The sequence below is a fragment of the Paenibacillus dakarensis genome, assembly GCF_001373415.1.
GTDB classification, from domain to species: domain Bacteria; phylum Bacillota; class Bacilli; order Paenibacillales; family Paenibacillaceae; genus Paenibacillus_AQ; species Paenibacillus_AQ dakarensis.
This window is the reverse complement of the sequence record NZ_CDSE01000047.1, coordinates 24,604-43,962: the sequence shown is the minus strand read 5'-3', so window position 1 is coordinate 43,962 and position 19,359 is coordinate 24,604. Positions and strand designations below refer to the sequence as shown.

23 protein-coding genes are annotated in these 19,359 nt (G+C 44.6%); 22 read left to right on the top strand and 1 reads right to left on the bottom strand.

Going from position 1 to position 19,359, the window contains the following annotated elements:
• The first annotated feature begins 43 nt into the window (after positions 1–43).
• The 15 genes from BN1234_RS13265 to mtrB all read left to right on the top strand — a co-directional run bounded on the left by BN1234_RS13265 (position 44) and on the right by mtrB (position 12,073).
• Positions 44–697 carry a flagellar brake protein gene (locus tag BN1234_RS13265; RefSeq protein WP_170308040.1) on the top strand — a complete coding sequence of 218 codons (654 nt, stop codon included), beginning with the start codon at positions 44–46 and terminating at the stop codon, positions 695–697.
• Between the two features lie 355 nt (positions 698–1,052).
• A complete protein-coding gene (gene cmk, locus BN1234_RS13255; protein ID WP_170308043.1) occupies positions 1,053–1,748 on the top strand; it encodes a (d)CMP kinase in 696 nt (231 codons plus the stop codon).
• A gap of 3 nt (positions 1,749–1,751) precedes the next feature.
• Positions 1,752–2,342 (top strand): lysophospholipid acyltransferase family protein, encoded by a 591-nt coding sequence (locus BN1234_RS13250; RefSeq protein WP_054957142.1) that lies wholly within the window; start codon positions 1,752–1,754, stop codon positions 2,340–2,342.
• 123 nt (positions 2,343–2,465) lie between these two features.
• Entirely contained in the window at positions 2,466–3,689 is a 1,224-nt protein-coding gene (gene rpsA, locus BN1234_RS13245) for a 30S ribosomal protein S1 (protein WP_054957141.1), read from the top strand.
• Positions 3,690–3,896: 207 nt separating this feature from the next.
• Entirely contained in the window at positions 3,897–5,219 is a 1,323-nt protein-coding gene (gene der / locus BN1234_RS13240) for a ribosome biogenesis GTPase Der (RefSeq protein WP_054957140.1), read from the top strand.
• Between the two features lie 11 nt (positions 5,220–5,230).
• Positions 5,231–5,854 (top strand): glycerol-3-phosphate 1-O-acyltransferase PlsY, encoded by a 624-nt coding sequence (gene plsY / locus BN1234_RS13235; protein ID WP_054957139.1) that lies wholly within the window; start codon positions 5,231–5,233, stop codon positions 5,852–5,854.
• Positions 5,847–6,887 (top strand): NAD(P)H-dependent glycerol-3-phosphate dehydrogenase, encoded by a 1,041-nt coding sequence (locus BN1234_RS13230; protein ID WP_054957138.1) that lies wholly within the window; start codon positions 5,847–5,849, stop codon positions 6,885–6,887. The genes plsY and BN1234_RS13230 overlap by 8 nt, the downstream gene beginning before the upstream one ends.
• Before the next feature lie 64 nt (positions 6,888–6,951).
• Positions 6,952–7,227, top strand: a complete 276-nt coding sequence (locus BN1234_RS13225) for a stage VI sporulation protein F (protein WP_054957137.1) — start codon at positions 6,952–6,954, stop codon at positions 7,225–7,227.
• Between the two features lie 143 nt (positions 7,228–7,370).
• Positions 7,371–7,550 carry a DUF2768 family protein gene (locus tag BN1234_RS13220; protein WP_054957136.1) on the top strand — a complete coding sequence of 60 codons (180 nt, stop codon included), beginning with the start codon at positions 7,371–7,373 and terminating at the stop codon, positions 7,548–7,550.
• Positions 7,551–7,601: 51 nt separating this feature from the next.
• Entirely contained in the window at positions 7,602–8,189 is a 588-nt protein-coding gene (locus tag BN1234_RS13215; protein WP_054957135.1) for a nucleotidyltransferase domain-containing protein, read from the top strand.
• A gap of 40 nt (positions 8,190–8,229) precedes the next feature.
• Positions 8,230–8,586 (top strand): 2Fe-2S iron-sulfur cluster-binding protein, encoded by a 357-nt coding sequence (locus BN1234_RS13210; protein WP_054957134.1) that lies wholly within the window; start codon positions 8,230–8,232, stop codon positions 8,584–8,586.
• 20 nt (positions 8,587–8,606) lie between these two features.
• Positions 8,607–9,365 carry a YphF family lipoprotein gene (locus BN1234_RS13205; RefSeq protein WP_245640169.1) on the top strand — a complete coding sequence of 253 codons (759 nt, stop codon included), beginning with the start codon at positions 8,607–8,609 and terminating at the stop codon, positions 9,363–9,365.
• Between the two features lie 395 nt (positions 9,366–9,760).
• Entirely contained in the window at positions 9,761–11,239 is a 1,479-nt protein-coding gene (gene spoIVA, locus BN1234_RS13200) for a stage IV sporulation protein A (protein WP_054957133.1), read from the top strand.
• Positions 11,240–11,489: 250 nt separating this feature from the next.
• The gene (hbs, locus tag BN1234_RS13195; protein WP_054957132.1) at positions 11,490–11,762 is read left to right on the top strand and encodes a non-specific DNA-binding protein Hbs; all 273 of its coding nucleotides are present in this window, start codon (positions 11,490–11,492) and stop codon (positions 11,760–11,762) included.
• Between the two features lie 86 nt (positions 11,763–11,848).
• Complete coding sequence (gene mtrB, locus BN1234_RS13190; protein ID WP_054957131.1) at positions 11,849–12,073, top strand: trp RNA-binding attenuation protein MtrB; 225 nt, start codon at positions 11,849–11,851, stop codon at positions 12,071–12,073.
• 91 nt (positions 12,074–12,164) lie between these two features.
• On the opposite strand, the gene BN1234_RS13185 is transcribed toward mtrB, so the two are convergent.
• On the bottom strand, positions 12,165–13,526 hold the full coding sequence (locus BN1234_RS13185) for a dipeptidase (RefSeq protein WP_054957130.1): 1,362 nt from the start codon (positions 13,524–13,526) through the stop codon (positions 12,165–12,167).
• Positions 13,527–13,716: 190 nt separating this feature from the next.
• Between BN1234_RS13185 and BN1234_RS13180 the strand changes: the two genes are divergently transcribed.
• The 7 genes from BN1234_RS13180 (at position 13,717) to BN1234_RS13150 (ending at position 19,314) form a co-directional block, all read left to right on the top strand.
• Positions 13,717–14,271, top strand: a complete 555-nt coding sequence (locus BN1234_RS13180; protein WP_054957129.1) for a hypothetical protein — start codon at positions 13,717–13,719, stop codon at positions 14,269–14,271.
• 103 nt (positions 14,272–14,374) lie between these two features.
• Positions 14,375–15,241 (top strand): heptaprenyl diphosphate synthase component 1, encoded by an 867-nt coding sequence (locus tag BN1234_RS13175; protein ID WP_054957128.1) that lies wholly within the window; start codon positions 14,375–14,377, stop codon positions 15,239–15,241.
• An 8-nt stretch (positions 15,242–15,249) separates the two neighbouring features.
• The gene (locus BN1234_RS13170; protein ID WP_054957127.1) at positions 15,250–16,008 is read left to right on the top strand and encodes a demethylmenaquinone methyltransferase; all 759 of its coding nucleotides are present in this window, start codon (positions 15,250–15,252) and stop codon (positions 16,006–16,008) included.
• Positions 16,001–16,873 (top strand): UbiA-like polyprenyltransferase, encoded by an 873-nt coding sequence (locus BN1234_RS13165; RefSeq protein WP_054957126.1) that lies wholly within the window; start codon positions 16,001–16,003, stop codon positions 16,871–16,873. The genes BN1234_RS13170 and BN1234_RS13165 overlap by 8 nt, the downstream gene beginning before the upstream one ends.
• Complete coding sequence (locus BN1234_RS13160) at positions 16,870–17,475, top strand: UbiX family flavin prenyltransferase (protein WP_054957125.1); 606 nt, start codon at positions 16,870–16,872, stop codon at positions 17,473–17,475. Before BN1234_RS13165 ends, BN1234_RS13160 begins: the two co-directional genes overlap by 4 nt.
• A gap of 1 nt (position 17,476) precedes the next feature.
• On the top strand, positions 17,477–18,343 hold the full coding sequence (locus BN1234_RS13155) for a menaquinone biosynthesis protein (RefSeq protein WP_054957124.1): 867 nt from the start codon (positions 17,477–17,479) through the stop codon (positions 18,341–18,343).
• The gene (locus BN1234_RS13150) at positions 18,340–19,314 is read left to right on the top strand and encodes a polyprenyl synthetase family protein (RefSeq protein ID WP_054957123.1); all 975 of its coding nucleotides are present in this window, start codon (positions 18,340–18,342) and stop codon (positions 19,312–19,314) included. Before BN1234_RS13155 ends, BN1234_RS13150 begins: the two co-directional genes overlap by 4 nt.
• Positions 19,315–19,359: the final 45 nt, after the last annotated feature.

Here is a 19,359-nt window from a genome sequence, read left to right as displayed (position 1 = left end):
AATGTTTTTATGTTAATTATCCAATAAGTAGAAGGTGAACGGTTTGTATCTTAAAGTGAATGAGGTTTTGTTCATCCAGGTGGATACGGGTGATGAGAAAGAAGCGAAACTTGTTTACAAATCGAGGATTTCTGAAATTACAGAAGACTCAATTTTTATGGAGGTACCGATTCAGGAAGGGACGGGCCGTCTGAAAAAATTATACCTAGGGGACGAGCTTTCGATATACTTTCTCTCCGAAGGCGGCATTAAGAACTATTTTAATACACATGTCCTTGGGTTTCATGATGATGTAATACGGCAGGTAAGAATCAGAAAACCGGAAGCGGAAGAAATCACAAAGATCCAGAGACGCAGTTTCCTCAGGGTGCAGGCCGAACTTGAGATTGCAATGAGTCACAAGGATGGCAGTAAATTTTTATCCAAAACAGAGGATGTTGGGGGCGGGGGAGTATCCTTTTATTCCGCGCCGGACCAAACCGTTAACGAGGAGGATATATTATCCTGCTGGCTGCTTATTCCTTACAAGAACGGTATGGTTGAGCACGTGCCTTTTGAAGCTGAGGTTGTAAGGATCAAGAAGCTTCTAAACGGACGCATACTGACGATGCTTAAATTTACTAGCATTGCAGACATAGAGCGTCAAAAGCTGATCCGTTACTGCTTTGAAAGACAATTTGATTTTAAGAACCGGTAGAATATTTTTACTCGTGTCGTGCCATCCTAACCTGAAAAAGGAAAAGGGGGCATATTCGAAGGCATGAAATGTTCTGATTACCTATTCAGCTGTCTGCTGAAGACTCTTCCTTGGCTCGTAATCAGTCTTGTTGTCATTCAGATTCTAATACATATTGAATGGGTCAGACCTTACTTATCGCCTGTTTATCGTATGGAGGGGGTACCCGTTAATATGCGAAATGTAAAGGATTGGATGGGGAGAAAAGAGCCTGAGCTTTTGCAACACTCTAGCTAGTGTGGTATAATTTTCACGTCGCAGGCAATGCCTGCTTTTTTCTTGAGGCTTATGTTTGAGGAGGAATGCCCCGTTGGTTATGAAGGGGACAGGTAAGAACGACAGAATAAATATTGCCATCGATGGACCTGCAGGGGCGGGCAAAAGCACGGTTGCCCGTATGGTGGCGAACAAGCTCCAGTACATCTATGTTGATACAGGAGCCATGTACCGGGCAGTGACCTTGTTTATGCTAAATGAAGGAATTTCTTCAGAAAATCACGAAAAAGTGCTTCAAACAGCACAAAATATGGTGATTGAATTAAAACCGTATGAAAACGGACAGCTTGTTCTGTTAAACGGGAAGGATGTTACACCTTATATTCGTTCTCATCAAGTCAGCTCAGCTGTTTCCCGTTATGCTCAGATCGAAGGTCTTCGTACTCAGCTGGTTGATTTGCAGAGACAGATGGCATTACGTAAAGGTGTCGTAATGGATGGACGTGACATCGGAACAACTGTTTTGCCGGATGCTGAGGTCAAAATTTTCATGACGGCTAGTGTCAAGGAACGTGCTCTCCGCCGATTCAAAGAAATGGGTGACGCAGAAGGAGTGTCTCTGGAACAGCTTGAATTGGATATTGCAGCTCGCGACCGTCTGGATCAAGAACGCGAGGTGTCACCGCTGCGCTGCGCTGATGATGCGATTGTGCTGGATACGACACAAATGACAATTCATGAGGTTGTGGATACGATATTTTCTTACTGTATATCTCAAATGGATGGGGAGAAATAAAACATGATCTATGTGTTCTGCAGAGCAGTGGTTCGCGCATTGTTCGCTGTGCTCTATAGGTTTGAGTCCGTTGGCGTACATAACATTCCTTCGGAAGGCGGAGTACTGATCTGCGCCAATCACATCAGTTTAAGGGACCCTATATCCGTAGGGATCCATGTGAAGCGTCAGGTCAAGTTCATGGCCAAAGCAGAACTGTTCAAAATTCCGGTATTCGGCTGGCTGATTCGTCAGCTTGGTGCATTTCCTGTTAAGCGCGGTGGCGTCAGCAAGGATTCAATTAAGACATCATTGAAAATTTTACGTCAAGGTGAAGTGATGGGAATTTTCCCGGAAGGAACACGTAATTCACATTCAGATGCTGCGAAGCGGGGGGCAGCAAGCTTTGCGCTTCGAAGTGATGCTGTTGTTATACCGGCAGCCATCGTCGGTGATTACAAGTTATTCCGAAAGACGAAGATCATATATGGAGCTCCCGTTGATATGTCGCCTTTCAAAGAGGATAAGTCGCCTGAGACCCTTGATAAAGCTACAGCACTTATTATGAAGAGTATTAATGAAATGCGCGCTACAGGAAAGCCGACGGTGAACTGATGTTTTCACTGTATCATGTATAAAATACATGAACATTATGGAAAGCTAATACAGCAATTATGTTTTGAACTTCGCTTCATGCGGGTTTAAATAAATGGGGTTTGAATTGAGGAGGGTATTGACATGTCGGAAGAAACAAAAAATCAAGAAGTTGAAGCACAAAGTCAAGATCAGCTGGACCAAATCGTATCCTTGAAAAAAGGGGACACCGTGAAAGGGACGATCGTCAAACTTGAGGATAACCAAGCTTATGTAAGCATTGGATATAAATATGACGGAATTATTCCTGTTCGCGAATTGTCTTCTGTTCATTTGGATAACGCATCGGATGCGGTTCAAATTGGCCAAGAAGTAGAATGCAAGGTTGTCAGCATTAATGACGACAAGGAAAGCCTGGTTCTTTCCAAACGTGCAATTGATACTGAAAGCGCTTGGGAAACACTTGAGAAGCAGTTTGAAGATCAAGAGATTATCGAAGTTGTAGTTGCTGATGTAGTAAAAGGCGGTCTGGTTGTTGACGTAGGTGCCCGCGGATTTATCCCGGCTTCTATGGTTGAGCGTCATTTCGTAGAAGATTTCAGTGATTACAAAGGCCGCACACTGCGCGTTAAGGTTAAAGAACTCGACCGCGAGAACAACAAGGTAATCCTTTCACAGAAGGATGTCTTGGAAGAAGAGTTCGAATCGAACAAGCAGAAGGTAATGGCTGAGCTTCAAGAAGGCCAAGTGCTGGAAGGAACAGTTCAGCGTTTGACTCAATTTGGTGCATTTGTTGATGTAGGTGGCGTGGATGGTTTGGTTCACGTATCCGAAATCGCTTGGAGCCATGTTGATAAACCATCTGATGTCCTTTCTGAAGGCGACAAGGTTACTGTGAAAGTGCTGAAAGTTGACCCTGAAAAAGGAAAGATCAGCCTCAGCATTAAAGCTGCACAACCAGGTCCTTGGGAATCAGCTGCAGATCAATTCAAAACAGGAGATGTTGTTACAGGTCAAGTTAAACGTCTCGTGAACTTTGGCGCATTTGTAGAGCTGGCACCAGGAGTTGAAGGTTTGGTGCATATATCCCAAATTTCTCATAAGCACATTGGAACTCCGCAAGAAGTGTTGAAAGAAGGCCAGGAGGTTCAGGTTAAAATTCTGGACATCAACACTGAAGAGAAACGCGTGAGCCTGAGCATTAAAGAGACTGAAGAAGCTCCTGCTGCTCCAGCTCCACGTGCTGAAAAACAATCCAAAGGTCCTAAAATTGATCTGAAAGACAATCCTAACGTATCTTTGAATAACCAAGGCATGAGCGTAACGCTCGGAGAACGCTTTGGTGATAAATTGAGTAAATTCAAGTAAGTCGGGAATCGAATGAGCGGTCATGGTGACCTATCATAATTTAGTCGGCGGACCCAGTTTTGGGTTCGCCGTTTGTTTTATTTTTACCGCTGCATACAGAAGTGGTGAATAGGGAAAGAAATGATTAGAATCTGGTGACGAAACGTTAGCCAAGTGTAATGTTTTTTGCTATGATGATTATCGTAAGCATTGACAGGAGGAGTGAATATGGCAAGACCCGTTGTGGCTATTGTCGGCAGGCCGAATGTCGGTAAATCGACAATCTTTAATCGGTTGATCGGTGATCGGTTGGCCATCGTTGAAGATAAACCTGGAATTACACGTGATCGCCTATATGGCATTGCTGAGTGGAACGGTAAAGCTTTCAGTGTAATTGATACCGGAGGAATCGAGATTGACGGCGATGATATGATTTTAAGATCCATCCGCATGCAGGCTGAATTGGCCATTGAGGAAGCAGATGTGATTGTGTTTATGTGTGACGCAAAATCTGGAGTTACAGGTTCCGATGAAGAGGTTGCACAAATATTGTTCCGCTCAGGTAAACCGGTCATTTTGGCTGTTAACAAAGTGGACAATATGAAGAGAACTGAAGATATTTATGAGTTTTATGGCCTTGGTTTTGGTGATCCGATTGGAATATCCGGAAGTCATGGAACCGGGATTGGAGATTTGCTTGACGCAGTAGTGGAGAATTTGCCTGATTTACCAGACGATGAATATGATGAAGATGTAATCAAGGTTGCCCTGATCGGCAGACCAAACGTAGGTAAATCCTCACTCGTTAATGCGATTCTCGGTGAAGAGCGTGTTATTGTAAGTGACATAGCCGGTACCACTCGTGATGCGATTGATACTCCATTTGAGAAAGATGGACAGCGCTACGTATTAATCGATACGGCTGGTATGCGTAAACGGGGAAAAGTATACGAGACTACCGAAAAGTATAGCGTCATGCGTGCATTGCGTGCGATTGAACGTGCAGATGTTGTGCTGGTGGTCATTAACGGTGAGGAAGGCATCATTGAACAGGACAAGCACATTGCAGGCTATGCATATGAAGCTGGAAAAGCTTCACTGTTTGTCGTAAATAAATGGGATGTCGTTGAAAAGGACGACAAGACGATGCAGCAGTTTGAGAACAAAATTCGTGATCATTTCCTGTTTATGACTTATGCTCCAGTGGTGTTCTTGTCTGCCAAAACAAAACAACGCTTGCATAAGCTGCTGCCGGTCGTTAAGCATGTTGCAGAGCAGCATACCCTTCGCATTCAGACTCACTTACTGAACGATGTGATATCAGATGCCGTGGCAATTAATCCACCGCCAACAGACAAAGGCCGGAGATTGCGTATTAACTATGTAACCCAGGTTGCCGTTAAACCGCCAACCATGGTTGTATTTGTTAATGATCCCGAAATGATGCACTTCTCTTATGAAAGATATTTGGAGAATAAAATTCGTGCAGCATTTAATTTTGAGGGGACACCTATTCGTATATTTACAAGACGAAAGTCTGATGAGAGTTAGGGGAGAGTAGTTTGGTTCTGAAGATCGTAGCGATTATTTTATGTTACATGCTAGGCTCTGTTAGCTTTAGCGTACTGTTGGCGAAGCTGCTAAAAGGAATTGACATTCGTCAGCACGGCAGTGGAAATGCCGGAGCAACGAATACGCTCCGCGTGCTTGGTAAAGGTCCAGCTATTCTTGTATTAGCCCTTGATGTATTAAAAGGTATCGCTGCGGTATGGATCGGTAAATGGCTTGGCGGGGACAGTGAGTGGTTACCGGGATTATGCGGTATCGCAGCTATTGCAGGACATAACTGGCCTGTTTACTTCCGCTTTCGCGGTGGCAAAGGTATTGCTACTGCAATAGGTGTACTGGCAACACTATGCTTTTTACCGGCTCTGTACGCAGGAATCATTGCGATTCTATCTATCGTGGTTACTCGCTATGTTTCACTAGGATCGCTCATTTTTGTAATCTTAACACCTATATTTATCATGATTATGAAGTTCCCTTGGCCGATATTTTGGACCAGCCTGATTATATGTGTATTTGCAGTATGGCGGCATAGAACCAACATCTCAAAGCTCATTGCAGGAAAGGAAAATAAACTTGGTTCCGGCGGTAAAGGAAAAGGGGGGAAACGCGTTGTCTAACAAGGTGGCTGTACTAGTCGCTGGCAGTTGGGGGACGGCTCTTGCCAGCGTGCTGGCCCATAATAATCTGGAAGTAGCAGTATGGACTCGAAACATAGAGCAGGTGAAAGAAATCAATGAGAAGCATATGAACAGCCGGTATCTCCCGGATGCTGCATTGCCTGCTAACATCCGTGCAACGACGGACATGAAAGATGCGGTTGACGGAGCAAAAGCGATCGTGATTGTTGCACCATCATCTGCGATGCGTGAAGTATCGAACCAGCTTAAGGCATACTGGACAGAAGGTACACTGGTTATTCATGCAACGAAAGGCTTTGAAACTGAATCCTTGAAACGGATGTCTACCGTTATTTCTGAAGAACTTGGCTGTGATGAAGGAAATCTCGTAGTGTTATCGGGGCCGAGTCATGCAGAAGAAGTAATCAAAAAGTGTCCTACAACGGTTGTAGTGGCTTCTGCAAATGCTCAGGCTGCGGCAGCAGCACAGGATTTATTCATGAATTCGTATTTTCGCGTATATACAAATCGGGATATGATCGGTGTTGAACTTGCAGGTGCTCTAAAGAACATTATCGCTCTTGGAGCAGGAATGTCCGATGGCTTGGGATTTGGAGATAATGCCAAAGCCGCGCTGCTTACGCGCGGGCTCGCGGAAATCTCCCGTATCGGAGTAGAGATGGGAGCCAATCCGCTTACCTTCGCAGGTCTCGCAGGGATCGGAGACCTGGTTGTAACGGCAACAAGCCGCCATAGCCGTAACTGGCGCGCCGGCTCCCTTCTGGGCCAGGGCAAGGCCTTAGGTGAAGTGCTCGACTCGATGGGCATGGTTGTGGAAGGCATTCGTACGACCAAGGCTGCTTATGTGATTTCGAGCAAGCTCGGGGTTCAGATGCCGATCGTAGATCAACTGTATCATGTATTATTCATGGACAGAGATCCCCGAGTGGCTGTTGAAGCACTTATGGGCAGGGATCCTAAAACGGAAATGGAAATTATGCCTCAGGAAATATGGGAGCAGTGGCATACCTAGCTTATTCACCATCCGTCCTTCCACCTCATATAATGATGTGAGGATTGCCGGAGGAGGGGTGGAAATGAACAAGAACTTTCCTAAAGATGTGCTGAATGCGATTAATAAAAAAAGCGGCAAACAAATATCTTCAGGGGCTGTCAAGAAGCTGGCCGGGACGGTTAAGCCGTCTACGATGCAGAACGAAGCCCAGCTCCGACAGCTGATCAAGCAGGTGTCTGCTATGGCTAACGTGCCTGTCAGTGAAGAGACAATCAAAGAGATTGTTGCTGCCGTCAAAAAAAGCGGTATGAACCCAAGCAATATGGAAGCATTAATGAAAATGATGATGAACAAGTAGGACTTACTTAAGTCCTTGAATTACAGAGCAAAGGACCAATCCTTTCAGGATCAGGTCTTTTGTTCTTTTTTTTGTGAGAGAAGGGTGAATTCGTGATATAATGGGTTGAAATATTTTGTCGATAGATTGGAGCGGATAATAGCATGGATGCAATGCAGAAAATGTGGCTTTCCATGATTGCTTTATTGATTATGGCAATCTCAGTTGTTATTGTTACATTGGCTCGGAGTAAGACCAAAGGCGTTATACGGATGGGCTTATCCGCCATTGCGTTCGTTATGATGATCATCGGTTTCATCGCAGGATTAGCCTCTATAACTTAGATGGATTATTATGATAAGTTAGTGAGCCGTGATGAAAAGATGAGGTGAGTCATGAATATCGATCGAATGCCGGAATTAGAAAAATCACTTCTGGTTGCAACTGAGTCATTGGATAAAGCTAAAACGGCTTGGTTATTAGGCGGGAGCTGCGGATTGCTGCTTCAAGGTGTCAAGCTGGATAAAGCCCCCCGTGATATAGATATTTATACGGATGCAGAATCGGTACATAAGTTACATCATGAACTAAATCTATGGGCTGAGGATTCACCACACCTCGATGAAGAGGGAATGTATAAATCGGTACTTAGCCATTATGTAATCGCTGATTACCCGGTTGAATTGGTTGGTGGATTTGAGATTGCATCATTAGGGTCACAGTATAAGGTTAAGGTTTCGAGTTTGCTTTACGACAGAGCACCTGTATACACCCTGCAGCACAAGCCTATCCGTCTGATGCCATTATCCCATGAACTAGTATTTAACGTACTTCGTAATAGAAGGGATCGGTATGAAGCCATTGCGAAAGAGATTAGGCGTAAACCGGAGCTTCATTTGGACCTTTTAAACACAATTTTGTCTCACAATAAATGGGATGCATCCCATTTAACGATCATTCAGCAATTGACGAGCTTTTCTTAATAAAAAGTGACTGTTGTATTTTTCAGAAGGAGTGGATAAGGTGGACTTTGAAGTGACGTTTCAGCCTGAAGGCACAAAAGTGAAAGTCCGCCGAAACACCAGTGTACTGGAGGCTGCACGGCGTGCTGGCGTGAGAATACCTACACGCTGCGGGGGCAAAATGGGATGTTTAATGTGTAAAGTCCAGATTCAGGATGAGGAGCGGAACAGCTGCCTTCCTCCTAAAGAGGCAGAACGAAGAAAGCTTGGCTCACTTATTGACTCGGGAATAAGGCTTTCTTGTCAGACTGTTATTACTGGAGATTTAACCGTTATCGTACCTGAGGATCCCCTTAAAGCCGCGGTCCGGAAAAAACTTGAGGCTGCCCGAAAAGGACAAGCTGATGACTTTATTTAAGTTGTAAAGGATGATGCAAGGTGAAAGGGACTTTATCGATTGGCAAGGCAATACCGACAGCAATGAAAAAGGCTGCATATACCGCATTCATTCTTACGCTGTTATCTATTCTGACGACAGGATGCATGTATCCAAGTGATAACGAGCAGGACAGCCAGGTTTCTTATCGTGAAAGCGTTAAGCGCATACAGTCTGCTGTTGACGATTTTTATAAAGAGCAGTCTGTTCTTCCGATACTCACAGCTGATGCAGAGGTTCCGCGCTATGAGAAGTATCGGGTGGACTTAGATAAGTTGAAGAATATGGGGTATATAGATGAAATTCCGAAAACAGCCTTTGAAAATGGTGGAAGCGCCTATTTTCTTATCATTAATGAAGAGTCTGAGCCTAGCGTAAAGGTGCTGGATTTAAATACGAAGCAGAAAGTGAACGAGGTTCAAATGTCCGTGAATCGTTACAAGACGGCGAATAACGGTACACTTCCGACAGGAGATGAGCTGTACCCGGGATTATTCGCAGTTGACATTTCGAAAACGGATGTTAAGAATATGAAACTCAAAAGCGTTTATTCCGGTCAAGAGGCAGTATTTATGATGGACAACACTGGAACAGTCTATATTGACTATGCTTTTGATATTATGCAGGCGGTCGATAAGGAAAAGGCTAAACCGAAGTCTGATGAAGATTTGAGAGTTTATCTAGAGCAAGCTTCTTATTTTGCACCTGTAAAATCCACACCTTATTACTGGAAGGATAATCAACCTGTAGCTCAATTATAGCTTTATGAAGCCCGCTGAGAAGCGGGTTTTTTATTTTTATGGGAATTATTTTGAACGATCAGACATGATTGAATGCTTCTAAGCATATCCATAATTAGAAAGCGCAGTTCGGGTTCACAGATGCCCGGCTAGATTTTCAAAAAAAATCAGGACGGACTTATCCGGGCAACCGTCATATTTTGATTCCCGGTACATATGATGTTACTAGTCCAAATGCATGTACGAGTTAAGCCGCTTTGCCGATTCCAAGAGCTCACTAGGATAATGGCGGCGGACTACTGGCGGCGAGGAAAAGGCTGCTCAATTGTTGCAATGGCTTTGGCTGTGAGATGGAACACGAAGCGGATGCTCTTAAAGCATTTTTCCTTCGGAGTAATTTGAGGAGGGGATCTCTTTTGGAAAAAGTGGACATTTTTAAGGACATAGCCGAACGTACTGGAGGGGACATATACTTAGGTGTCGTTGGCGCAGTCCGGACGGGTAAATCAACCTTCATCAAGCGGTTTATGGAAACGGTCGTGCTTCCGAATATAACGAACGAAGCTGATCGGGTAAGAGCTATCGATGAATTGCCGCAGAGTGCTGCCGGTAAAACAATAATGACTACGGAACCGAAGTTCGTACCTAACAATGCAGTTCAGATTAAAGTGGCTGAAGGTCTTGAGGTTAATGTTAGGCTTGTTGACTGTGTTGGCTATGCTGTAGAAGGTGCAAAGGGATACGAGGATGAGAGCGGTCCTCGCATGATTTCAACACCTTGGTTCGAGGAGCCTATTCCGTTCCAGGAAGCAGCGGAGATCGGTACACGCAAAGTGATCCAGGAACATTCGACTCTTGGCGTTGTCGTAACAACGGACGGCACGATTGCTGAAATTCCGCGCAGCTCTTATGTTGAGGCAGAAGAGCGGGTTATCGAGGAGTTAAAGGAAGTAGGAAAGCCTTTTGTAGTAGTGATTAACTCTACTCGTCCGAAGAGCGAAGAGGCGCAGCAATTGCGCAATGAGCTGGCTGCAAAATACGATATTCCGGTTATGACTTTAAGTGCCGCGTCGATGACTGAAGATGATGTTACAGGCGTTCTCCGTGAAGTATTGTATGAGTTCCCTGTGCATGAAGTGAACGTGAACCTGCCGAGCTGGGTTATGGTGCTGAACGAAAATCATTGGCTCCGGAACAACTATGAGAATTCCGTAAGAGATACAGTGAAGGATATTCGCCGTCTCCGTGATGTGGATCGTGTAGTCAGCCAGTTCATGGAATATGACTTTATTGATCGCGCTGGACTTAGCGGCATGAACATGGGGCAAGGGGTTGCCGAGATCGATCTCTTTGCACCTGACGAATTGTATGATCGTATTCTTATGGAAGTGGTTGGCGTTGAAATAAGGGGCAAGGACCATCTGCTTCAGCTGATGCAGGAGTTCTCTCATGCGAAACGTGAATATGACCGGTTTGCTGAAGCACTTGAAATGGTCAAAACAACAGGTTACGGCATTGCGGCTCCATCGCTGGCTGAAATGGCACTTGACGAGCCGGAACTCATCCGTCAAGGAACCCGATTCGGCGTTCGGTTGAAAGCAACGGCTCCATCTATTCATATGATCCGTGTCGATGTGGAATCCGAATTCTCACCGATCATAGGAACAGAGAAGCAGAGTGAAGAGTTAGTTCGCTATCTGATGCAGGATTTCGAGAATGATCCGATCAAAATTTGGGAGTCTGATATATTTGGACGTTCGCTTCACTCCATTGTACGGGAAGGAATACAAGGCAAGATTGCGATGATGCCGGATAATGCCCGCTATAAGCTCCAAGAAACATTGGGACGGATTATTAATGAGGGATCAGGCGGATTAATTGCAATCATCCTATAAATCACTGATGAGGAGAAAAAAGCAGCCGTAAGCCGGTTTATATGCCGGATTACGGTTGTTTTTTGCCGTTTTGAGGTCCTGCAGCAGTAAAACGCTTGAAATTATGATTTGGCTGTATTACTATAAGTTTGTTCCGCGTCCTGCGACAGATAGCAGTAAAGGGCGAAAAAAGCCCGGTGCACGTATATTTTGCGGTAAAACGGAAACAGTGAATAGCAAGTAAATGATACCCTTGTCAGGAGGTGAAAGAATGAATAAATCAGATCTGATCACTCAGGTTGCTGAATCCACGGAGCTTTCCAAGAAGGATGCAACAAAAGCAGTTGATGCTGTTTTTGATGCTATTTCTCAAGCGTTGCAAAATGGAGACAAAGTCCAATTGGTAGGCTTCGGAAACTTTGAGGTCCGCGAGCGTTCTGCACGTAAAGGCCGTAACCCGCAAACGGGTGAAGAAATCGAAATCCCTTCGAGCAAAGTTCCTGCATTTAAACCTGGTAAAGCGCTCAAAGACGGAATCAAATAGGTTTCTACATACTATCTAAAAAGCAGAGGCCCGTGAATTCGTTTCACGGCCTTTTCTTTTCTACAAGATTGGGGGAGGACACGGTTATGGAAGACATGAAAAACGGTGATTATTTTGTCGTGAAGGCTCTGGAAAATGGGGTTCAGGTAATCGGATTGACCCGTGGGCAAGATACTCGTTTTCACCATACCGAAAAACTCGATAAGGGCGAGGTTATCATCGCTCAGTTCACAGACCATACCTCTGCCGTTAAAATCCGAGGCAAAGCGGAAGTGCTGACAAAGCACGGTAATATTGAAGCTGGTTCGTAAATTAATATTAGGCTTTTATCGTTTATAGCAGGAAGGGGCAGCCCAAGGTCATTCGACATTGGACTGCCCCTTTTATTTGTTCGGGAACAGATTAGATCATTTTTAAATAGTTGACGATTGTCAATAATCCAAGATCAAAGTTCTCCAGGTTAAAATGCTCGTTAGGCGCGTGCAGGTTTTCATCAGGCAATCCAAAACCCATCATGACAGCAGGTGCATTAAGCGTACTGGACAGCTTTTCTACGATCGGAATGGAGCCGCCGTCTTTTGTGAACAACGCACGCGTACCATACACACTCTCGAAGGCGTCCGCTGCTTTCTGCAGCATCGGATGTGATGGATCAATATTGAATGCAAATGCTTTTTCCTTAGGAGCGAAGGTGAGCTTGGCACCGACTGGAGTGTGAGCGTGTAAATGAGCTTCAATGGCATTCAGGACAGCTTGCGGGTCTTGATCAGCGACCAAGCGGCACGTAATCTTCGCATGAGCTTCTTTCGGTATCACTGTCTTGCTGCCTTCCCCTTGAAACCCGCCATAGACTCCGTTTAGCTCGAGTGTCGGACGAGCACCAACCCGCTCTACAAAAGAGTAGCCTTCTTCACCGAAGAGAGCATCCAGACCAAGATCCTGCTTAAGCTGCTCCTCATCAAACTGCTGCTTTTCGAATTCTTCATGCATTTCCGGAGACAGCTCCAGAACCCCATCATAAAAGCCTTTTACGCTGACTCGGCCCTTCTCATCATGAAGTGATGACAGCAAGGATACAAGTGCATGCAGAGCATTGGGAACTCCTCCACCGAATGTACCGGAGTGAAGGTCTGTATTTGCCGTATTGATGGTAAGCTCAAGAGAGCAAAGACCGCGAAGCCCCGTGGAGATTGCAGGCTTCCCGGGTGCCAGAAGCGACGTATCCGAGATCAGGATAGCATCGGCTGCAAGCTTGTCCTTATTCTGGTCCAGATAAAGCGGCAGGTTCGGGCTGGAGACCTCTTCTTCCCCTTCAATACAAAATTTAATGTTCACAGGAAGCTCTTGTTCCTGTTTCAATAGTGCTTCAACCGCCTTAACGTGAAGGAATAATTGGCCTTTATCATCAGTAGCGCCGCGTGCAAAGAGCTTTCCGTTACGAATCGTCGGCTCGAATGGAGGGCTCTCCCACAGGTTAAGCGGATCAACAGGCTGTACATCATAATGACCGTAAATTAATACAGTCGGTTTACCTTCAGCATGCAAATAATCTGCGGTAACAATAGGATGTCCATTGGTTGGATGTACTTCTACATGTTCCAGCCCTGCGTCTCTCAGCTTGTCCGCCAGCCAGTCAGCTGCCCGGGATACATCTTCCTTATGTTCCGATATCGCAGATATGCTGGGAATCGATAACCATTCCTTCAATTCGTTTAAGTGAGTTTCGCGATGTTCAGCAAAATATGCTTTATAGTCCACGCTCATTTTTTTATGAATCCTCCTTCGCATGTATAACAGCATCAGTTTATGCAGTTCCTTATTATTCTATCGCTAATTACGAATTTACGAAATATCGATCGTGAATATTGTAAGGAGGCATAGCTTGTTCTTTGTGATTGTACAATGAAGTATGAGCTAAATAAGGGGATATGATAATTGGATAAGGGGGTTACCAATGAAATATTCAGTTCGAACCTGGTTTTTCTGGGTGCCGGTTATGGGAACTTTTTTAATATTTGTGTTTCTCTCTGCTATTCACTCCATTAGTAATACAGAAGAACGAAACAGTACGGCAGTTTATAATCCTTTTACAAGTGGGAATTTGTCAGATGATAACCTGGTGGATCGTCTTCGCGCTTTGCCTCTCGGATTAAAAATAGGGACGGCTGATTGGAATAACGGAGCATTGTATCTTGATCTAAAAGTAACGGAGAACCCATTGAGGGTGGAGGCTGTGAAAAAGGATCTTGCGGCAGTGCTTTCATTCAGCTTTGAAGATGTGGACAATGTTAATCGTCTTTTCCTCAGGTTTGAGGCAGTAGACCCATGGTCCGGGTCACGTTACTTAATACTTGCTGCGAACGTCAGGAAAAACGAGTGGGATCATACTCTGCTGGAAGAGCTAAAACAAACGAAGAATGAACCATTTTCGGAGAGGTTAGTGGAAGGGCTGCATCTTACGCTCACTAATCTATGGAAGATGCAGTTCAATATCAGTCCTGCGGGGTAAAATAGTATTTACCAGGCGTGTACGCACAGGGATCATGTGTTATAATAGATTGGATTTAAAATCACGACTGGACTATAGTACATCAAGTGCACGGAGGCTGAGGATGAGACCGTATCGCGTTCCCGAGTTAGCTAATAAGTATTTAAATTATGACATGATTCAAAAACACACGGAGCTTCCAGCATTTCCGGATGCCCGCGTTCATTTGTTATACATATTTTTACAACATTCCAGCGTGAATGCGGAACGTGCTGAATTGTATGCTCTGGTTACTTCATTGGTTCAGGTAGGGTTAGATACACATGAGAGTATCGACACGACAGCCGGGAATCACGGGGAACTCATGATGCGTTCACGGCAGTTGAAGGTTTTAGCCGGTGATTATTACAGCAGCCGGTTTTATCATCTGCTGGCACAATACGGAGATTTGAAAGCTATTGCTATACTGAGTAAGGCTGTCAGTGAAGTTAATGTGTTGAAAATCAAGTTGTATGGAAAGATGAAGAGCTTGCTTCTGTCAGCAGAAGAATATTTATCTCAAATGGTACAGCTGAACATGCAGCTGTTTCTTTCTTTTACTCCGCTGATCGAGCCTTCCATTCAAGAATTGTGGAAAACGCTGTTGAATGAGGTAACCCGCTGCGAGACGATCGAAAGAGAAATGGCTCGCACTGCTTCTCCAGAAGAAGGTGAGCGTGGGTATGCTTATTGGTATCTTCTTGGACAAGTCAATGAGGATGAGAAGAAGATGCTTTCCATGGAAAAGACGGATTCCAGGGATTGGACAAAGCTGATGCTGAAGTATAAAGCAATGGATGATCTGCTGGACAAGCTGCGTCACTCTGTTAGCAGTGTACAATCAGCAATATCAATGGGGGACGAAGAAGGAATTTCAGCTCAAATGAGTGGGATCCTCATACCGTTCTCTCAGAGAATTAACAGATATCGAACTGCAGTAAGGGAAGGATAGGTGTTACTATGGGCGATAATTCGGTAAAGCCTATAACCAAGCATGATGAGAGCAATAAACCGAAGGAGGAATATGTTCATTCCGTATTTGAAAGCATCGCTGATAAATATGACATCATGAATGACATTACCAGCTTCAGGCAGCACAAGTTGTGGCGTAATTTTGCAATGAAGAAAATGAACATTGAGCCCGGAAATACGGCAATTGATTTGTGCTGCGGCACTTGCGATTGGACGATCAGCATAGCCCAGGCAAGTGAAACCGGCCACATAGTGGGACTCGATTTCAGTGAAAGCATGCTGCAGGTTGGTCAGCAGAAGGTGAATCAAAAGGGCTTAGACAACCAGATTACGCTGGTTCAGGGTAATGCGATGAGCCTTCCCTTTGATGATAACAGTTTCGACTATGCGACGATCGGTTTTGGCCTAAGGAATGTTCCGGATTACAACCAGGTTCTGAAAGAGATGAAGCGTGTTGTGAAACCTGGAGGAATGGTCGTATGTCTTGAACTTTCCAAGGTGACATGGCAGCCATTTAAAGGCTTGTACAATTTTTATTTTTCTAAAATGCTGCCTATGATCGGAAAAATCATTGCCAAACGGTATGATCAATATAAATGGCTTCCTGAATCAGTGGCTCTGTTCCCAGGGAGAGAAGAGCTGGCTGAGGAATTCCGTAAGGTCGGATTGGTTCAAGTTGAAGCCTATCCCTTAACCGGCGGAATAGCAGCTTTACATATTGGGATCAAGGAGAGTCAGAATGTTTAAGAAGATCGGTGTTTACTTGGAAATGATCAAAGTAGAGCATACCTTATTTGCTCTGCCTTTCGCACTAATGGGAGCCCTTGTGGGATCTGTGGTCGAATTTGACCATCTTCCCTCTTGGGGAGATATCGGCTGGATCCTTCTCGCCATGTTTGGAGCCCGGAGTGCTGCCTTTGGTTTAAACCGGCTGACTGATCAATACATAGATGCTAAGAATCCAAGAACAGTCGGACGTGCTATCCCTGCGGGGCTGCTCAAACCACTCGAAGTGGTATTATTTATTATTTTATCTTTTGGTGTATTTTTCTGGGCAACAGCAGAGCTGGATCCATTCGCGTTTCGATTGCTTCCTATTGCCGTTTTCATGCTTGTATTTTATTCCTATACCAAACGTTTTACCTGGCTTTGTCATGTAGTTCTAGGATTGACAACTGCACTTGCTCCGCTTGGCGGATGGGTAGCGGTTACCGGACAAGTGGACTATAAAGCAATTATATTTTATATAGCTTTGGCCTTCTGGACTGCAGGATTTGATGTGATATATGCCTGTCAGGACCTGGACTTTGACAGCAAGGAAGGGCTGTATTCGATCCCATCCCGCTTTGGCCTTCAGAAAGCACTATGGTTCGCTCGTGGATTCCATGTGATTACTGCTGTCGGCTTTATTATTCTTTTCCTGGTAACTCCGTTAAGCTGGTGGTATTTAATCGGTATGATTATCGCTTGCGGGATATTGTTCTACCAGCATTACATTTTATCTCCCAAAGATATGACCAGACTGCAGACTGCTTTCTTCACGATGAACAGTACACTTAGTATCGTATTATTTGTATTTACTTTGATTGATCTGGTGGTGAAGTACCTTTGACGAATACAAGCCGGAGAAAAAGCTGGATTGTAGGTATTACAGGTGCAAGCGGAAGTATATACGGAGTACGATTGGTTGAGTGTTTACTCGAGCTGGGATATGATGTGCACTTGGTTATTACAAATGCCGGCTGGCGTGTATTAAAAGAGGAACTGGATTGGCAGGCTGGAGACCGGGAAGCTGTACTTCAGGAGAAGTTTGGAAACAGATCCGGCAGTGTTCATTATCATCCTGTGTCTGACATTGGCGCAAGTATTGCGAGCGGTTCTTATCTTGTGGAAGGTATGATTATTATGCCTTGTTCGATGGGAACATTATCGTCAATATCCCACGGGGCTTCTGATAACCTGATGGCTCGTGCAGCAGATGTCATGCTGAAAGAGGGAAGAACTCTCGTTATTGTTCCTAGAGAAACGCCTCTGCATTCGATCCATCTGGAGAATATGCTGAAGCTTGCGAATCTGGGAGTCAAGATTATTCCGGCGATGCCAGCCTTTTATTATAAACCGCAAAGCTTGGACGATATTGTTAATTTTCTGGTTGGTAAAGTTCTTGACAATATTCGAATCGATCATCAATTGTTTAAAAGATGGGGTGACTAGCATGCCGGGAAAAGACACGAAGACAGTGATCGGCAAGATCAGTTATACCAATGCATGGCCATTGTTTTATTATGTTGATCCACAATTGCTCCGCACATCTGCTTCCATGGTTACAGAGGTGCCTTCCGTTTTGAATGAGGGCATGAAGAGAGGAGATATCCACATCGGTGCGTTATCCTCCTTCGCTTATGCGGAAGCAGCTGAACAGCTGCAGCTGCTTCCGGATTTATCCGTGAGCGCGAATGGACCCGTTAAATCAATTTTTCTGTTTTCCCGTGGACCTCTTCAGACACTGAAGAATGGAACGATTGCACTTACGAATACCTCTGCAACATCGGTTAATCTGCTTAAGATCCTGATGATCAAAGCGCTTGGGGGAAATCCGGAGTATAAGACAATGGAGCCCAACCTTGAACTTATGATGGAGCATGCGGATGCGGCTCTGCTTATTGGCGATAATGCTATAAGAGAGTCATGGTATAACCGTGGCAAGTATCATATGACTGACTTGGGTGCATGGTGGAAGGACTTCACTGGATGCAGTATGACTTTTGCTGTATGGGCTGTTAACCGTAAAGCAGCGGCTCAGCAGCCAGAAGCCATGGCGGAAATCACCCGTATGTTTCAGGACAGCAAGAGACGCAGCTTAAAGGATTTAACTCCAATCTTAACGGAAGCAACCAGCCGAATTGGAGGAACAGCAGCTTATTGGCAAGGATATTTCAATAATTTGTGTTATGATTTTGATGAACAGCAGCAGAAGGGCCTCCGCTTATATTTTAAATATGCGTATGAACTGGGACTTTTACAGCAAGATGTGAAGCCTGAGCTATGGAGAGATAATATTCGGATGCAGGTGAAAGAATGAAGCGATTGGACATTTTCGGAGCACTGAAGAAAGATATGGATATCATTGAGAAAGAGCTATATCGCAGCATCGAAGGCGATGAAGCTCAACTGACTGAAACTTCCCTTCACCTTCTGAAGGCAGGTGGTAAACGACTTCGTCCAGTCTTTGTGCTGATGGGCGGCAAATTCGGAAATTACGACATCAACAAGCTCAAGTATATTGCCGTTCCGCTGGAATTGATTCATAGTGCTTCTCTTGTACACGACGATGTTATTGATGACGCAGAAACAAGAAGAGGCAAGCCGACAGTCAAGTCCAAATGGGACAATCGTATAGCTATGTATACGGGTGATTATATTTACGGCAAGGCATTAACCCTGACTACAAATTTAAGTAACCCGGAGATTCACCGGATTTTATCTAAAGCCATGGTTGAGATGTCGATTGGTGAAATGGAGCAGATTCGTGATTTCTTTAATACTGATCAGGATGTTAGGCGTTATCTTCTGCGAATAAGACGAAAAACTTCGCTTCTAATCGCGATAAGCTGTCAGCTGGGTGCACTGGCTGCAGATGCTGATCGTACAATTGCAAGTAGTATGTATCGTTTTGGGTATAATGTAGGAATGGCCTTTCAAATTCAGGACGATCTTCTCGATTTATGCGGATCAGAAAAGCAAATTGGAAAGCCTCCTGGCAGTGATATGAGGCAAGGTAATATAACCCTGCCTGTCATTTATGCCCTTCAGGATCAGGAGATAAAAAAACCTTTATTGGAAGAAATCGATCGAATTCATTCGCTGAATGGACAATGCGATGTCAGCAAAGCTGTTGGGATGATCAAAGCAAGCAGCGGAATTGCCCGCGCCGAACAACTTGCAGACCGCTATATTCAAAAGGCGTTGAATGCTTTGGAAGGCTTGCCGGACATTAAAACAAAAAAGCAACTGAGAGATATTGCACACTTCGTTACAAAGCGTTCATATTAAACTGAAATTGCACTTCTGTTAAACTTGCGTTTGAAGAATGTAACA

Excerpts from the sequence above, each read along its gene's own strand:
- cmk (WP_170308043.1), top strand. The coding sequence starts at position 1,053 with ATGAAGGGGACAGGTAAGAACGACAGAATAAATATTGCCATCGATGGA.
- BN1234_RS13250 (WP_054957142.1), top strand. The coding sequence starts at position 1,752 with ATGATCTATGTGTTCTGCAGAGCAGTGGTTCGCGCATTGTTCGCTGTG.
- rpsA (WP_054957141.1), top strand. The coding sequence starts at position 2,466 with ATGTCGGAAGAAACAAAAAATCAAGAAGTTGAAGCACAAAGTCAAGAT.
- der (WP_054957140.1), top strand. The coding sequence starts at position 3,897 with ATGGCAAGACCCGTTGTGGCTATTGTCGGCAGGCCGAATGTCGGTAAA.
- BN1234_RS13225 (WP_054957137.1), top strand. The coding sequence starts at position 6,952 with ATGAACAAGAACTTTCCTAAAGATGTGCTGAATGCGATTAATAAAAAA.
- BN1234_RS13220 (WP_054957136.1), top strand. The coding sequence starts at position 7,371 with ATGGATGCAATGCAGAAAATGTGGCTTTCCATGATTGCTTTATTGATT.
- BN1234_RS13215 (WP_054957135.1), top strand. The coding sequence starts at position 7,602 with ATGAATATCGATCGAATGCCGGAATTAGAAAAATCACTTCTGGTTGCA.
- hbs (WP_054957132.1), top strand. The coding sequence starts at position 11,490 with ATGAATAAATCAGATCTGATCACTCAGGTTGCTGAATCCACGGAGCTT.
- mtrB (WP_054957131.1), top strand. The coding sequence starts at position 11,849 with ATGGAAGACATGAAAAACGGTGATTATTTTGTCGTGAAGGCTCTGGAA.
- BN1234_RS13185 (WP_054957130.1), bottom strand. The coding sequence starts at position 13,526 with ATGAGCGTGGACTATAAAGCATATTTTGCTGAACATCGCGAAACTCAC.
- BN1234_RS13180 (WP_054957129.1), top strand. The coding sequence starts at position 13,717 with ATGAAATATTCAGTTCGAACCTGGTTTTTCTGGGTGCCGGTTATGGGA.
- BN1234_RS13175 (WP_054957128.1), top strand. The coding sequence starts at position 14,375 with ATGAGACCGTATCGCGTTCCCGAGTTAGCTAATAAGTATTTAAATTAT.
- BN1234_RS13170 (WP_054957127.1), top strand. The coding sequence starts at position 15,250 with ATGGGCGATAATTCGGTAAAGCCTATAACCAAGCATGATGAGAGCAAT.
- BN1234_RS13165 (WP_054957126.1), top strand. The coding sequence starts at position 16,001 with ATGTTTAAGAAGATCGGTGTTTACTTGGAAATGATCAAAGTAGAGCAT.
- BN1234_RS13155 (WP_054957124.1), top strand. The coding sequence starts at position 17,477 with ATGCCGGGAAAAGACACGAAGACAGTGATCGGCAAGATCAGTTATACC.
- BN1234_RS13150 (WP_054957123.1), top strand. The coding sequence starts at position 18,340 with ATGAAGCGATTGGACATTTTCGGAGCACTGAAGAAAGATATGGATATC.